The sequence below is a fragment of the Salinifilum aidingensis genome, from assembly GCF_054782015.1.
This window is the reverse complement of sequence record NZ_BAAGTH010000003.1, coordinates 291,054-305,135: the sequence shown is the minus strand read 5'-3', so window position 1 is coordinate 305,135 and position 14,082 is coordinate 291,054. Positions and strand designations below refer to the sequence as shown.

14 protein-coding genes, 1 tRNA gene and 1 other RNA gene are annotated in these 14,082 nt (G+C 73.5%); 6 read left to right on the top strand and 10 right to left on the bottom strand.

Annotation, left to right across the window (positions count from 1 at the left end; genetic code table 11):
* Positions 1–73: 73 nt before the first annotated feature.
* From ACYVJE_RS06490 to ACYVJE_RS06475, 4 genes are all read right to left on the bottom strand, one after another.
* Positions 74–970 (bottom strand): LysR family transcriptional regulator, encoded by an 897-nt coding sequence (locus ACYVJE_RS06490; protein WP_461143712.1) that lies wholly within the window; start codon positions 968–970, stop codon positions 74–76.
* 59 nt (positions 971–1,029) lie between these two features.
* Entirely contained in the window at positions 1,030–1,221 is a 192-nt protein-coding gene (locus ACYVJE_RS06485) for a hypothetical protein (protein WP_459157943.1), read from the bottom strand.
* Positions 1,222–1,423: 202 nt separating this feature from the next.
* Positions 1,424–2,023: a recombination mediator RecR gene (gene recR / locus ACYVJE_RS06480; RefSeq protein ID WP_459157942.1), complete on the bottom strand. Its 600-nt coding sequence runs from the start codon at positions 2,021–2,023 to the stop codon at positions 1,424–1,426.
* A gap of 19 nt (positions 2,024–2,042) precedes the next feature.
* Positions 2,043–2,441: a YbaB/EbfC family nucleoid-associated protein gene (locus ACYVJE_RS06475; RefSeq protein WP_461143711.1), complete on the bottom strand. Its 399-nt coding sequence runs from the start codon at positions 2,439–2,441 to the stop codon at positions 2,043–2,045.
* A gap of 145 nt (positions 2,442–2,586) precedes the next feature.
* Between ACYVJE_RS06475 and ACYVJE_RS06470 the strand changes: the two genes are divergently transcribed.
* Positions 2,587–4,449 carry a S9 family peptidase gene (locus ACYVJE_RS06470; RefSeq protein ID WP_461143710.1) on the top strand — a complete coding sequence of 621 codons (1,863 nt, stop codon included), beginning with the start codon at positions 2,587–2,589 and terminating at the stop codon, positions 4,447–4,449.
* Positions 4,450–4,457: 8 nt separating this feature from the next.
* Here ACYVJE_RS06470 and ACYVJE_RS06465 read toward each other — a convergent pair whose 3' ends face one another.
* Complete coding sequence (locus ACYVJE_RS06465) at positions 4,458–5,954, bottom strand: GAF domain-containing protein (RefSeq protein ID WP_461143709.1); 1,497 nt, start codon at positions 5,952–5,954, stop codon at positions 4,458–4,460.
* A gap of 270 nt (positions 5,955–6,224) precedes the next feature.
* Here ACYVJE_RS06465 and exaC point away from each other — a divergent pair, with 270 nt between their 5' ends.
* Positions 6,225–7,748: an acetaldehyde dehydrogenase ExaC gene (exaC, locus tag ACYVJE_RS06460; protein ID WP_459157938.1), complete on the top strand. Its 1,524-nt coding sequence runs from the start codon at positions 6,225–6,227 to the stop codon at positions 7,746–7,748.
* Positions 7,748–8,125: a DUF779 domain-containing protein gene (locus ACYVJE_RS06455; RefSeq protein ID WP_459157937.1), complete on the top strand. Its 378-nt coding sequence runs from the start codon at positions 7,748–7,750 to the stop codon at positions 8,123–8,125. The genes exaC and ACYVJE_RS06455 overlap by 1 nt, the downstream gene beginning before the upstream one ends.
* A gap of 163 nt (positions 8,126–8,288) precedes the next feature.
* Here the strand turns inward: ACYVJE_RS06455 and ACYVJE_RS06450 are convergent.
* From ACYVJE_RS06450 to ACYVJE_RS06430, 5 genes are all read right to left on the bottom strand, one after another.
* Positions 8,289–8,374, bottom strand: a tRNA-Ser gene (locus tag ACYVJE_RS06450).
* Positions 8,375–8,593: 219 nt separating this feature from the next.
* Positions 8,594–9,148, bottom strand: a complete 555-nt coding sequence (locus tag ACYVJE_RS06445; RefSeq protein WP_461143708.1) for a DUF6346 domain-containing protein — start codon at positions 9,146–9,148, stop codon at positions 8,594–8,596.
* Positions 9,145–10,077, bottom strand: a complete 933-nt coding sequence (locus ACYVJE_RS06440; protein WP_461143707.1) for a WXG100 family type VII secretion target — start codon at positions 10,075–10,077, stop codon at positions 9,145–9,147. Before ACYVJE_RS06440 ends, ACYVJE_RS06445 begins: the two co-directional genes overlap by 4 nt.
* Entirely contained in the window at positions 10,070–10,411 is a 342-nt protein-coding gene (locus tag ACYVJE_RS06435; protein ID WP_461143706.1) for a type VII secretion target, read from the bottom strand. Before ACYVJE_RS06435 ends, ACYVJE_RS06440 begins: the two co-directional genes overlap by 8 nt.
* Positions 10,411–10,860, bottom strand: a complete 450-nt coding sequence (locus tag ACYVJE_RS06430; protein WP_461143705.1) for a YbaB/EbfC family nucleoid-associated protein — start codon at positions 10,858–10,860, stop codon at positions 10,411–10,413. Before ACYVJE_RS06430 ends, ACYVJE_RS06435 begins: the two co-directional genes overlap by 1 nt.
* Positions 10,861–11,000: 140 nt before the next feature.
* Here ACYVJE_RS06430 and ffs point away from each other — a divergent pair.
* The 3 genes from ffs (at position 11,001) to ACYVJE_RS06415 (ending at position 14,078) form a co-directional block, all read left to right on the top strand.
* Positions 11,001–11,094: signal recognition particle sRNA small type (gene ffs / locus ACYVJE_RS06425), an RNA gene on the top strand.
* A 110-nt stretch (positions 11,095–11,204) separates the two neighbouring features.
* A complete protein-coding gene (locus tag ACYVJE_RS06420; RefSeq protein WP_461143704.1) occupies positions 11,205–13,523 on the top strand; it encodes a DNA polymerase III subunit gamma and tau in 2,319 nt (772 codons plus the stop codon).
* Between the two features lie 339 nt (positions 13,524–13,862).
* Positions 13,863–14,078: a hypothetical protein gene (locus ACYVJE_RS06415; protein WP_459157931.1), complete on the top strand. Its 216-nt coding sequence runs from the start codon at positions 13,863–13,865 to the stop codon at positions 14,076–14,078.
* The last annotated feature ends 4 nt before the right edge of the window (positions 14,079–14,082 follow it).

Genomic DNA, 14,082 nt, shown 5'->3' with positions numbered 1-14,082 from the left:
GGTCACTTCCCGCACCCGTCCCCGCCGTGGGCGGTTCACATTTCCCGCGAAACGCACACCCCGGCCGGGTGCCTCAGGTGGCGAGCGCGGCGGCCTCGGCGGAGAGCTCCTGCAGCACGGGGCGCACGGCGGCGCGCTGCACGGCACCGCGACGCGAGACCACCTCCAGCTGACGCCCCGCGCGCACGCCGGCCAGCGGCCGCAGCACCACCGCGGACCGGTCCACCGTGTACCGCGGGAGCAGGGCGATGCCGTGCCCGTCGGTCACGAGCCGCTCGATCACGCGGAAATCGTTGACGCGCTGCACCACGTGCGGGCGCACCCCGGTGCGCACCGCCAGCGACCGCAGCACGTCGTCCACCGGGAACCCCACGTCCACGCTGATCCACGACTCACCGGCCAGCTCCCCGGGGGCCACGCGCTCCCGCCGCACCAGCGGGTGCTCCGGCGGCAGCGCCACGTCCAGCGGCTCGCGCAGCAGCGGCGCCACGTCCCACCGCGCCTCGTCGAACGGCGCGGCGTGGTCGTCGCGGTGCGTCACCACCAGGTCGAAGTCCGCCACGAGCCCCGCCAGCACCGACGGCGAGCTCTCCAGATCGCGGCACTCCACCCGCACCTGCGGGTACTCCGCGAGGCGCCGCAGCAGCCCGGGGAACAGCAGCGCCGCTCCGGAGGGGAAGGCCGCCACGCGCACGGTCCCGCGCGGGGTGCGGCGGTAGGCGTCCATCTCCGCCTCGGCCGCGTCCAGCGCGGCCAGCACGTCGTCGGCCCGCGCGGCCAGCGCCCGCCCCGCGTCGGTGAGCCGCAGCCCGCGGCCCGCCGCCTCCGTCAGCTGCACCCCCGCCTCCGCCTGCAGGGCGCGCAGCTGCTGCGACACGGCCGACGGCGTGTACGACAGCGCCCGCGCCACCGCGTGCACCGTGCCGCGGTCCGCGAACTCGCGCAGCAGGCGCAACCGCTGAACGTCCATGCGGGAATGCTAACGGGGGTGCGCAGGGGCGTCCGTGCTGACAACCCGGCCGCACCGGTTCAGGGCGAGTCCACCCCGGGGACCATGAGCCGCTCGAAGTCCGGGTTCCAGACGTGCACCCCGTAGCCCGCGGGGCACTCGTAGCCCACGAGCAGCCCGGCGGACTCGGCAGTCAGGCGCTCCGCGGTCCGCCGGTCCAGAATCGCCCGGTTGTCGCAGTTCGTGCACCGGGGCGCACCGCTGTAACTCACGTCTCCACTGCCTCCGACTGGGTTCCGCGCACGGCCTCGGGGACGACACCGCGCCGGTGCGCGCGGGTGTCCGCGCACCCAACCGCCGTCGAACCGCACCTGAGCCGACCGGTCCCCAGGATAAACGCCGCGCCCCACCGCCCCGGCACCGGCGCACCGCGCGGCCCGGGCGCCGCGGACCGCCCGGGCCGCACCGGTGACCTCAGCTGGCGTCGCGCCGACCGGACAGCGCGCGCCCCAGGGTGAGCTCGTCGGCGAACTCCAGGTCGCCACCCATCGGCAGCCCGGAGGCCAGCCGGGTGACGTTCAGGCCCGGGAACTCCTTGAGCATCCGCGTCAGGTAGGTCGCCGTGGCCTCGCCCTCGGTGTTCGGATCGGTCGCGATGATCACCTCGGTGATCCCGTCCGCGCCGATGCGCCGCATCAGCTCGCGCACCCGCAGCTGGTCCGGGCCGACGCCGGACAACGGGTCCAGCGCACCCCCGAGCACGTGGTAGCGGCCGCGGAACTCACCGGTCCGCTCGACCGCCAGCACGTCCTTCGGCTCCTCCACGACGCACACCAGCGCCGGATCGCGGCGCGCGTCCTGGCAGATGCGGCAGCGCTCCTGCTCGGAGACGTTGCCGCACACCTCGCAGAACTGCACCCCGTCGGAGACCTTCTGCAGCGCCTCCTGCAGGCGGTTCACATCCGCCGGTTCCGACGCGAGCAGGTGGAAGGCGATGCGCTGCGCGCTCTTCGGACCGACCCCCGGCAACCTGCCGAGCTCGTCGATCAAGTCCTGGACGGGCCCCTCGTACACGGCTGTCTCGCCTCACCTCTCAGCCCAGGCCGGGCAGTCCCAGACCACCCAGGTCGGCCGGGCCCTGGCCACCGCCCTGACCGCCGAGGCCACCGGCCAGCGGTCCCATCTTCTCGGCCTGCATCTCCTGCGCGGCCCGGTTGGCGTCGCGCACCGCCGCCACGACCATGTCCGAGAGGGTCTCGGTGTCCTCCGGGTCGACGGCCTTCGGGTCGATCGTCATCGACTGCAGCTCACCGGTGCCGTTGACCACGGCCTGGACCAGGCCACCGCCCGCGCTGCCGGTCACCTCCGCGTCCGCGAGCTCCTGCTGCGCGCTCATCAGCTTCTGCTGCATCTCCTGCGCCTGCTGCAGGATCTCCTGCATGTTGGGCTGACCGCCCGACGTCCCTCCGGGCTGCCCCGCTCCAGGTTGCACTTGGTCCTCCTCGCCGAGTCCGCTGGCGCGAAGCGGTGTCCGCGCGGCTACGCCTCCAGCGTAGACGGGAAGGGCCACCCGCACGGCACCCGCCGCGCACGCGCGCGTCCTTCGCAGACCGCCTCGCCCGTGCCATGGTGATCGCATGCCCCTGGACATCGCGGAGCTGCTGCGCCTGGTCAGCCGGCGCGCCCTCGACCTCGACGCGGCCGGCCGGGTGCTGGCCGGGTCGGACGAGTCCGGGTCGGTGCAGCTCGTCGAGATCGACGCGGGCGGCGGGGCCGCCGCGTCCCGGCGGTTGACCGCGCTGCCCGGAGCCGTCACCGGCCGCTACCTGCCCGACCGGCGGGCCGTGGTCGTGCAGCACGACGCCGACGGGGACGAGCGGACGCAGCTGTCGCTGCTGCCCGTCGAACCGGGCGCGCCGCCGGCCACCAGCGGCGACCTGGCACCGCTGGTGCGGGACGCGCGGTACGTGCACCGGCTGGTGGACGTGCTGCCCGGCCGCGTGGTGTACGCGACGAACCGGCGCAACGGCGTGGACTTCGACGTGGTCGTGCACGAGGTCGACACCGGCGCGGAGCACGTCGTCTACGCCGGCGGCGGCATGGTCGCCGAGGCGGCCGCCGCGCCGGACGGCCGCCGCGTGGCGGTGACCGTGCCCGCCGAGCCCGCGCTGTCCGAGCAGCTGCTGCTCGTCGACACCGCACCCGCCGGGACCTTCCGCGCGGTCACCGGTGCCCGCGAGCACGCGCGGCACACCAGGCCGGGGTGGACCCGCAGCGGCGAGCTGCTGGTGACCTCGAACGCCGGGCGCGACCGCACGGGCATCGCCCGGACGGCCCCGCGCGGCGGCGAGCACCGGTGGCTCGTGCCCGACGCGGACGGCGCCGCCGACGCCGCGGCGGGCCCCGCCGCGGAGCACGACCTGACCGGCTGGGTCTCGCCGGACGGCTCGACGCTGCTGGTGCACGACAACGCCGGCGGCACCTCGCGGCTGACGCTGCACGACGCCGACGACGGGCGGTTCCTGCGCGCCGTGCAGCTGCCCGGCGCGGGGTGGTGCGCGCACCCGCTGCCGGAGCCGGCGTTCTCCCCGGACGGGCGGCAGTTCGCGCTGTCCTGGAGCTCCGCGTCGTCCCCCGGGGACGTGCTGCTGGTGGACACCGCGACCGGGCGCTGCCGCGCGCTGACCGACTCGGCCGGTGAGCGCGCGGCGGCGCTGGCCGAACCGGTGCAGCACCGCGTCCCGGCGCGCGACGGCCTGCACATCCCGTGCCTGGTGTACCGGGGCAGTACCGCCGGAACCGCGGGCCCCGCCGTGCGCGGTTCCGCCGTCGTCATCGTCCACGGTGGACCGGAAGGGCAGTCGGTGCGGACGTTCAACCCGATCGCGCAGGCGCTCGCCGCGCGCGGCCACACCGTCGTCCTGCCGAACGTGCGGGGCTCCACCGGTTACGGCAAGCAGTGGTACTCCGCGGACGACGGGCGCGCGCGGATGTCCGCTGTGGACGACCTGGCCGACGTGCACGCGTGGCTGCCGCAGCTCGGCTGCGATCCCGGGCGCGCCGCGCTGTGGGGCGGGTCCTACGGCGGCTACATGGTGCTCGCCGGCCTCGCCTTCCAACCCGAGCTCTGGGCCGCGGGCGTGGACGTCGTCGGGATCTCCTCGCTGCTGACGTTCCTGGCGAACACCGCCCCCTACCGACGCGCGCACCGGGAGCGCGAGTACGGATCAGCGCACGAGGACGCCGAGTTCCTCCGCTCCATCTCACCGCTGCACCACGCCGAGAAGATCCGCGCGCCGCTGTTCGTGCTGCACGGGGCCAACGATCCGCGCGTGCCGCTGTCCGAGGCCGAGCAGATCACCACCTCGGTGCGCCGCAACGGGGTGGAGTGCGAACTCGTCGTCTACGGCGACGAGGGGCACGGCCTGGCCCGGCGCGGCAACCGGCTCGACGCCTACCCCCGCGCGCTGGACTTCCTCGCCCGCCACCTGGCGGTGTGAGCGCCGCTTCAGGCCTCGGCGCCCTCGGCCCGGGCGAGCCGCGCGCGCACGCTGCCACCGCGCCAGTCGCCCGCCGGCAGCAGCCGCCGCAACCGCTCCAGGGCCTCCACGTCCTCGGCACCGGACTCGCCGGTGACGTAGTCCCACAGCAGGTCCGGGTCCTCGCTGTGCAGCACCGCCGTGCGCACGCCCACCGCCAGGTCCTCGCGTTCGGCCACGATGCCCGGGGCCTCGGAGTCCGGCAGCAGCCCCGCTCCGTGCAGCTCGAACGCCTCCCGCACCTCTCCGCGCCGCAGCGCCTCCCGCACCTGCTGGAAGTCCGCCCGCACCTGGGCATCGAGCCGGTACGGCTTCGTCCGCACCAGGTCGCCGCCGAGGTGCGCGCGCAACCGGTGGATCTCGGCGCGCACGGTCACCGGGTTGCCGCGCTCGCCGTGCACCAGCAGCGCCAGCCGTTCGGCGTTGACCCCGTCCTGCCGCACCGCCAGCGCGGTCAGCAGCTCGGCGTGCCGCATGCCCAGCGGGACCGCGCGTCCGTCCAGCTCCGCGGCCGGCCGACCGCGCCCGAGCAGCCGCAGCCGCAGCACGGGGTGTTCCCCGCCCTGCCTGCGGCTGCGCTGCGGCACCCGCAGCAGGTACCCCTCGTCGAGGGGCTCCACCACCGCCTCGCGGCCGTCGGCCAGCACCACCGCCCCCGAGGAGCCGTCCGGCAGCACCCGCTCCGGCAGGGCGAGGTCGCCGGGCGCGGACTCGATCACCCGGCCGGTGGAGCTCAGCAGCGCCGCGGGCTCCCCGGGCTGCGCGCGCAGCACGTCCCGGTGGCGCTCGCGGATGCGCTCGTCGCGCAACCGGACGTCCTGCTCGATGCGGCCTTCGGCCAGCCGCGCGCTCGCGGTCACCAGCGCCCGCAGCGCCGGGTGGGCCGTGTGCGCGGGGCCGCTGATGTCGAGCACGCCGAGCAGCCGCCCGGTCTCCGGGTCGCGGATCGGGCTGGCCGCGCAGGTCCACGCGTGGTACGTGCGCACCAGGTGCTCCGCCGAGTGGATCTGCACGGCGTCCCCGGTGGCCAGGGCCGTGCCCATCGCGTTCGTGCCGATCACGTTCTCCGACCACCGCGTGCCCTCGGACAGCAGCACCCGGTCGGCGGCGCGGCACACCCGCGAATGCCCCTCGCGCCACAGGATCGTGCCCTGCTCGTCGGTGACGATCATGATGTAGGGCATGTCGCCGACCGAGTCGAACAGCATCTGCCGGAACGTCGGCACGCTCCGCGACAGCGGGTGCCGGTCGCGGACGCCGAGGAGCTGATCGGTGTTCAGCGCGACCGGGGGCTCCTCCGCGTCCGGATCCACCTCGGCGGCCAGGGAGCGCTGCCACGAGGCGTGGACGAGATCGCGCGGCCGCGCGGCGGCGCGCCGGCCCGACAGCACGTCGTCGTGCACCTGCCGGAGCAGGTGCCCCTGCCCCGGCCGCTCACCCGTGCCGCCCTGGTCCGTTCCTCGCATCGCCGCGCGCACCTCGGTCGATCAACGCGCCCTTCGCCGCGAACCATCGCGCGGAGCGCGATCGCGGAGCTGACCACATCGCCGTCGTTGATCCGGTCAAGGATGCGCGTGATCGACCTCGCGAACAACCCCCACCGCGCTGCGCCGCGTTTGCGCAGCGCACGCGATGCAACGCGGATGCAACGCAGGTGTTCGCAGGATGTGCGCCACATGTGAACGCCGACACGTCGCCGCGCGGCGGCGTGCCGATGCCCGCGAGGAGGCACATCCATGACGGTGTACACGGCACCGGGCACCACCGGTTCGATCGTCGACTACGCCACCCGCTACGACCACTTCATCGGCGGCGAGTACGTGCCCCCGGCCAAGGGCCGCTACTTCAGCAACCCCACACCGATCACCGGGCAGAACTTCACCGAGGTCGCCCGCGGTACGAGCGAGGACGTCGACCGAGCGCTGGAGGCCGCCGAGGCCGCCGCGCCGCGGTGGGCGAAGACCTCGACGACCGAGCGCGCGAACACGCTGCTGGCGATCGCCGACCGCATCGAGCAGAACCTGGAGAAACTGGCCGTCGCCGAAACCTGGGAGAACGGCAAGCCGGTGCGGGAGGCGCTGGCCGCCGACCTGCCGCTGGCCGTCGACCACTTCCGCTACTTCGCCGGAGCCCTGCGCGCGCAGGAGGGCTCGATCTCGCAGATCGACGAGGACACGGTCGCCTACCACTTCCAGGAGCCGCTCGGCGTCGTCGGGCAGATCATCCCGTGGAACTTCCCGCTGCTCATGGCCATCTGGAAGCTCGCCCCGGCGCTCGCCGGCGGCAACGCCGTGATCCTCAAGCCCGCCGAGCAGACCCCGGCGTCGATCCACGTGCTGCTCTCGGTGATCTCGGACCTCGTCCCGGCCGGCGTGCTCAACGTCGTCAACGGGTTCGGTGCCGAGGCGGGCAAGCCGCTGGCGGCGAGCCCGCGGATCGCCAAGGTCGCCTTCACCGGTGAGACCACCACCGGCCGGCTGATCCTGCAGTACGCCAGCGAGAACATCACCCCGGTCACCGTGGAGCTCGGCGGCAAGAGCCCGAACATCTTCTTCGACGACGTCGCCGCGAAGAACGACGCGTTCTACTCCAAGGCGCTCGAAGGCTTCGCGCTGTTCGCCCTCAACCAGGGCGAGGTGTGCACCTGCCCGTCCCGGGCGCTGGTGCAGGCGTCCGTCTACGAGGACTTCCTCGCCGACGCCGTGGCGCGCACCGAGCGCATCCAGCCGGGCAACCCGCTGGACACGAGCACGGAAATCGGTGCGCAGGCCAGCAACGACCAGCTGGAGAAGGTCCTGGCCTACATCGACATCGGCAAGCAGGAAGGCGCCAAGGTCCGCACCGGCGGTGAGCGCCTCGACCTGGGCGGCGAGCTCGCGGGCGGCTACTACGTCGCGCCGACGGTCTTCGAGGGGCACAACAAGCAGCGGATCTTCCAGGAGGAGATCTTCGGACCGGTCGTGTCCGTGGCGAGCTTCGACGACTACGACGACGCGGTGAAGATCGCCAACGACACGCTCTACGGCCTGGGCGCCGGCGTGTGGTCCCGCAACGGCAACACCGCCTACCGCGCGGGCCGGGACATCCAGGCCGGTCGGGTGTGGGTGAACAACTACCACAGCTACCCGGCGCACGCGGCCTTCGGCGGCTACAAGCAGTCCGGCATCGGCCGCGAGACGCACAAGATGATGCTGGACCACTACCAGCAGACGAAGAACCTGCTGGTGAGCTACTCGGAGAACCCCCTGGGGCTGTTCTGATGGCCGAACCGGAGCGCGTGGACGTGACCGACGAGGCGGTGGAGATGCTCCGCTTCCTGCGGTCGGAGCACGGACCGTTGATGTTCCACCAGTCCGGCGGGTGCTGCGACGGGAGCTCGCCCATGTGCTACCCGCGCGGGGAGTTCCGCACCGGTGACTCGGACGTGCTGCTGGGCAGCCTGGGCGTGCCCGGGGTCGACGAGCCGATCCCGGTGTGGATGTCCGGCGCGCAGTTCGAGTACTGGAAGCACACCCACCTGACGATCGACCTCGTCCCCGGGCGCGGCAGCGGGTTCTCGCTGGAAGCCCCGGAGGGGGTCCGGTTCGTCATCCGCTCGCGGCTGCTGACCGACGAGGAGTACCGGCGGGCGGTGTGAGCCCGCGTGATCCGCGGTGGGGGCGGCCGGTCGGCGCGCTCGGTGCGCCGCGGTCCCGCGGCGCACCGAGCCGCAAGGCCCCGGCCGACACGGGCGCTCCCGGGACAGTTGGCCGCGAACGCACGACGGCCCCGGAGCTCGCGAGCTCCGGGGCCGTTCCGAGCGGAGGATACGGGATTCGAACCCGTGAGGGCTGTTAACCCAACACGATTTCCAATCGTGCGCCTTAGGCCGCTCGGCCAATCCTCCGCGCAGAAGCGTAGCAGCGCCGCCCCTTCCGCCGGTCAGGGGGTCGGGCGCCGGACTCGGGCCGTCGGTGCCCCGCCGACCGGCGGCGAGGCCGGGCGTGCGCGGGGAGCTCGCGCCGAGGAGCTCGGCGCGCACGCCGCGAGCGGCCCGAGCGAGGCCGAGGGCAACGACCCCGCACCGGGGCGGGAGGGTCCCGGACGGGAGCCCGCTCGCTCGCCGTCACTGCGCTCTCTCGCGCCTGCGGTGCTTGTACAGCATCCAGAGGTAGCTCGGGAAAGCCAGTACCAGTGGCGTACCCGCCAAGATGCAGGCGACCATCAAAACGCCACCCAGCACCGGCGACGGCTCGTAGTCCGCGCGGAACACCTCCGCACGGCGGCCGCCGACGGACGAAGTCTTCACCTCTCGTGCCACGACCTGCACGGATTGACCGACGTCCTTCGGCCGCAACTGAGACCGTTCGACCTCGTGCACTCCCACCTGGCCGTCGTCCCAGGTCACCTTCGCCCAGCACACCCAGCCGTTGCCCACGTTCCGACCGGGGTCTTCTCCGGAAGCGGAAAGCACTGCGGAATAGCGGCACCGCTGCGCCTCGGCAACTCCGCTGTTGATCACTCCGGAGCCAGCGACATCCGTTCCGAACCGCGGCGAAATCACGAGAAGCCCTGCGAGCACAAGCACCACACCGACCACTGAGAAAACGAGGCTGGTGACTCCTGCGACGAGGCCGGGCTTCGATTCGGGGACCTTCCGCTTCCCCTCGGTGGCCGTCACCTCGCATCCTCCTGATCCGTGGTGTACTCCTGATCGTCGTAGGTCGCACCGACGGACGCGGAGTCCCGCACCGTGTGGAACACGGCCTCTTCCGTGCGCGAGAGGTTCGTCAGCGGCTTGCCCACGCTGTTCGCGCCAGAGACAAGCTTGCCGCCCCCGCTCTTCAGCGGCTGCATCGCCTCGTCGACCTTGGACAGCGCCGGTTTCACGCGTTCGACGATCTGCGCCAGGTTCCGGAAGCTCTTGACGATCTTCTCCAGCCACTCGGAGACCCGGTTGGCCCACTTCGCCACCACGCGGATGCCGTCGGCGACGAGCAGGGGCGTCGCGGCGCCCAGCGTCACCCCGGCCGCGATCGCCGAGCGCCCGAGGTACTGCACCAGGTCCGACATCGCCGAGGCGATGAGGTCCCGCACGATGGTGCGCACGGCGTGCACCGCCACGCCAGCCCCGGACACGGCAGCGCCCACGGCGTCCGCCGCGGTTCCCGCGCCCTCAATCAGTTTCGCCTCACCGAGGCCGACCTTCCGGTAGACGTCGCTGGCCGCCCCGGACCACCCGGCCGTGTCCGACTGCACGACCTGCTGCATGTCGGCGGCCGCGTCGGAGAGGTGCCGGGAGATGTTGCCCCAGGTCTTGGCGTTCGACTGCACCGCGTCCGGGTCGCCGGCCAGCGCGTCGAGCATCTCCGGCAGCGGCGAGACGTGCTCCATCATCCAGGCGAACACCGAGGACAGCAGCGTGCCGAACGGATCTGCCACGGCCATCGCTCCATCGAGCGCAGCGGCCCCGGTGTTGATCCCGGCCTCGCACCAATCGCCTCTGTACGCAGCGCTCACAGCATCGTTCGCGAAGTCGTAGACGGCGATGCCGTCCTCCTCGCTGACGACCGGATCCACCTGCTCGACCAGCGGATTCCCCTCAGCCATGCCCGATCCCCCGCAGTTCCTCCAGGATCGCCTCCAGCGATGCCACGACCTCTTCGTCGACGGAGTCGTACTCCTCCGCCGCAGCTTCGAGCCCCGCGGCCGTGCCCTCCACGGCCGCCTGCGACGTGCCGATCGCCGCGCTGCCCATCGTCTCGATCATCCCCATCAGCGGGATCAGGACCGGGCTGCACAGGATGCCGTAGGCCTCGCCGCCGTTGAGCGAGATCTCGCCCGCCGCGTCTTTCGCCGTGCCGATCCGCTCGGCGACTCCGCGGACGCGCTGCGCGTGCGAGCGCATCTCGTCGGTGTGGATCGCGAAACCGTCCTGCGCCATCAGCGACCACCGCCCTCGAGCCAGCTGTCCCCGCTGAAGTCCTCGTCGTCCGCTGCGGGCTCAGCGGAGGGCCGGGCCTGCGCGGACTCCTCGGGGAAGCGCTCGCGGGTGCCCTGCAGCACGGCCTCCAGCGTCTCCGCGTCCGAGCCGAGCAGCGGCTCCACGGCCGCGCGCATCTGCTCGGTCAGCGTGCTCTGCGCCGACCGCACGGTGCCGAGGATCGCGGCGGAGAGCTCCTCCGGGCGTTGCCGCATGGCGCGGTCGGTGAGGTCCAGCTGGGTGAGGCACCCGCCCTGGTCCACGGCGACCGTCACACCGCCGTCCTCGCTGGAAGCGGTGCCGCGGATCTCGGAGGCCGCCTGCTTCAGCTGGTCGGCTCGCTGCAGCTTGTCCTCGATCTGCTGCCGGAACCCGGCGAGCATCGCGTCCGGGTCGCGGGGTGCGGTCACGGGTCTGCTTCCTTCCATCAGGTGATCACGGGTGCGCGGAGCAGTCTGGCACGCGCTCGGGGGACACCACCCCGGTTTCCGGGGGATCGCCCGGCTCGCCACCCCCGTTTCCGCGGCGTCGGTCGGCCCGTTACACTGTCCGTGGACCTCGTGCGGCGTCATCCTGCGAACTCCCCCAGGGCCGGAAGGCAGCAAGGGTAAGCGGGCTCTGGCGGGTGCACGAGGTCCCCTTTGCGTTCGGGGCCGTTCCGGAGAGCGCGGGGCGCGGACGACCGCCGCCGGCTCGCCGTCCGGCCCGCCAGGTCGCACCCGCACCGTCAGTCCCACCGCGTAGGGTTGCCACCGTGGCGCTCGCCCTCTACCGCAAGTACCGGCCGGCGACCTTCGCCGAGGTCGTCGGGCAGGAACACGTCACCGCACCGCTGCGCACCGCGCTGGCCTCGGGCCGGATCAACCACGCCTACCTGTTCTCCGGGCCCCGGGGGTGCGGCAAGACCACGAGCGCGCGCATCCTCGCCCGCTCGCTGAACTGCGCGCAGGGCCCCACGCCCGATCCGTGCGGCGAGTGCGACTCCTGCGCGGCCCTGGCCCCGGAGGGCGGCGGCAGCGTCGACGTCGTCGAGCTCGACGCGGCCAGCCACGGCGGTGTGGACGACACGCGCGAGCTGCGCGACCGCGCCTTCTACGCGCCGGCCCAGTCGCGCTACCGCATCTTCGTCATCGACGAGGCCCACATGGTCACCCCGCAGGGCTTCAACGCCCTGCTGAAGATCGTGGAGGAGCCCCCCGAACACCTCGTGTTCATCTTCGCCACCACGGAACCGGACAAGGTGCTGACCACGATCCGGTCGCGCACCCACCACTACCCCTTCCGGCTGCTGCCGCCCTCGACGATGCGCGAACTGGCCGAGCGCATCTGCGCCGAGGAGGGCGTGGTCGTGGAACCGGCCGTCTACCCGCTGGCGATCCAGGCGGGCAGCGGTTCGCCGCGGGACACGCTCAGCGTGCTCGACCAGCTGCTGGCCGGTGCCAGCGAGCGCGGCATCACCTACGACCGCGCCGTCGCACTGCTCGGCGTCACCGACGTCGCCCTGATCGACGACGTGGTGGACGCGCTCGCGGCGGGCGACTCGGCCACGGTCTACGGCACGATCGACCGGCTCGTCGAAGCCGGCCACGACCCGCGGCGCTTCGCCTCGGACCTGCTCGGGCGGCTGCGCGATCTGGTGCTGCTCAACTCGGTTCCCGACGCGGCCGACCGCGGCCTCGTGCAGGCCGGCCCGGACGAGATCGCCAAGATGCGCACGCAGTCCGAACAGCTCGGCGCCGCGACGCTGTCCCGGTTCGCCGACATCGTGCACACCGGGCTGTCCGAGATGCGCGGGGCGACGGCCCCGCGGCTGCTGCTGGAACTGCTGTGCGCGCGGATGCTGCTGCCCGCCGTGTCCGATGCGGACACCGCCCTGCTGCAGCGGCTGGAACGGGTCGAGCGGCGCATGACCATCGCCCCGGTCCGGGGGGAACCGACCGCGGCGGAGCAGGAACACGCTGCCCCGTCCGCGCCGGCGACTCCGTCCGCGCCGGCGGCGGAGCCCGCGCGGGAGTCCGCGCCGCAGCCCCCGGCGGACGAACCGGCCGCCGCAGCGGCGGCCCCCGCGAAGGCCTCCGGCGCTCCGCCCGCGGAGGAGGCGTCCGCACCGGCGGAGTCCGGAACCGCGCCGCACGCGGGTTCTCCGGCGCCGGAACCACCTGCGACCCCGGCGGAATCGGCACCGGTGGAATCGACCCCGGCCGAACCCGCTCCGGCGGAACCGGCCACGAAGGGCGGTTACGACGCCGCCGTGGTGCGCCGCGTGTGGGAGGACCTGCTGCGCGCCGTGTCGCAGCGCAACCGCCCCACGCAGGCGCTGCTGCTCAACGCCAAGGTGCACGACCTCGCCCAGGGCACGCTCGTGCTGACGATGCCGACCGCGCCGCTGGTCAAACAACTGGCCCAGCAGCGGCGGCTGGACTTCGTGCACGACGCGCTGCGGGAGGTCCTCGGCGGCGAGTGGGAGGTCCACTGCGTGGAGGAGGGCTCGGCGGCGACCCCGCCGAACGGTGCGAAGCAGGGCGGCTCCGCGGCGCAGCCGCAGAGCGCTCCCGGCCGGCAGAGCACCGCGAGCGCACCGGGCACCGCGAGCGCACCGGGCAGCGCCTCGGGCACTGAGGACGCCTCCGCTGCGCAGCAAGGCCCCGCGGCCTCCGGAACGCGCACCGCGTCCGCGGAACCGCCCACCCCTGCCGCGAACGACGGCGCGGCACCGCGAACGTCCGCGGATCCCGCTCCGGCGGAACGGCAGGCGGCACCTCAGCAGTCCCCGCAGGAGGGGGCCTCGCGGACCTCCACCGCCGATGCCGACCGCTCCGCGGCCGCGTCCGTGCCCGCGCCGCCCGAGCCGGACACGGCGCCACCCCCACCCGAACCGCCGGACGAGCCCGAACCGGACGACGTCCCCCCGCCGCCGGAAGAGCCCGACGAGGTGCCGGAGGACGCCGCGGAGACGCTGCGCGGATCGTCCCCTGTGGACGGATCGGAGGCGGCTCCGGTCGACCCCGACGAGCGCGCCGAGCAGCTGTTCACGCGGGAACTCGGCGCGCAGCGCGTGGACGACCCGCGGTGAGCCGCGCTCCCGCCCGGCAGCACCGCGGTCCTGCGGCACCGTTCGCGCGCGGATCCGCGGAGAGCTCCGGGCGGCTCCCCGCGCTCCCCGCCGCGGCCGGTACGTTGCCGTGCGGGCACGACACGAGGAGGGCGCCGCGTGGCGGAGACGGCCGACCGGTCCGGACAGCACGAGTGCGCAGGTTGCGACGGGACCGGAATGGTGCGGCAATCGCGCGTGTACCGGTCGTTGGCGACGGGCGAAACATCGACCATGATCGGGTTGACGCGGTGCGCGCACTGCCGTTCCGACCCGGGGCGGCAACGGCACCCCGGACCACCGATGTGAGGGAACCGCACGATGTCGGAGAACGAGGACGTCACGCCGCCGAGCGCCGGTCAGGGGCCGAACAGCGTGTGCCACTCCTGCGGTGGTCTGCGCTCGCTGAGCGAACCGCGGCTGTACGTCATCCAGGCCACCGAGGACCTGTGCACCGGCATGACCATGGCCCAGTGGCGCACCTGCCCGCACTGCTCGGGGAAGGGGTACGTGCCCGGCATTTCCCCGCCCGGCTGAGGGC

Coding starts and splice junctions, on each gene's coding strand:
- ACYVJE_RS06490 (WP_461143712.1), bottom strand. CDS start 970: ATGGACGTTCAGCGGTTGCGCCTGCTGCGCGAGTTCGCGGACCGCGGC.
- ACYVJE_RS06470 (WP_461143710.1), top strand. CDS start 2,587: ATGCCCCTGGACATCGCGGAGCTGCTGCGCCTGGTCAGCCGGCGCGCC.
- ACYVJE_RS06440 (WP_461143707.1), bottom strand. CDS start 10,077: ATGGCTGAGGGGAATCCGCTGGTCGAGCAGGTGGATCCGGTCGTCAGC.
- ACYVJE_RS06455 (WP_459157937.1), top strand. CDS start 7,748: ATGGCCGAACCGGAGCGCGTGGACGTGACCGACGAGGCGGTGGAGATG.
- ACYVJE_RS06465 (WP_461143709.1), bottom strand. CDS start 5,954: ATGCGAGGAACGGACCAGGGCGGCACGGGTGAGCGGCCGGGGCAGGGG.
- exaC (WP_459157938.1), top strand. CDS start 6,225: ATGACGGTGTACACGGCACCGGGCACCACCGGTTCGATCGTCGACTAC.
- ACYVJE_RS06435 (WP_461143706.1), bottom strand. CDS start 10,411: ATGGCGCAGGACGGTTTCGCGATCCACACCGACGAGATGCGCTCGCAC.
- ACYVJE_RS06415 (WP_459157931.1), top strand. CDS start 13,863: ATGTCGGAGAACGAGGACGTCACGCCGCCGAGCGCCGGTCAGGGGCCG.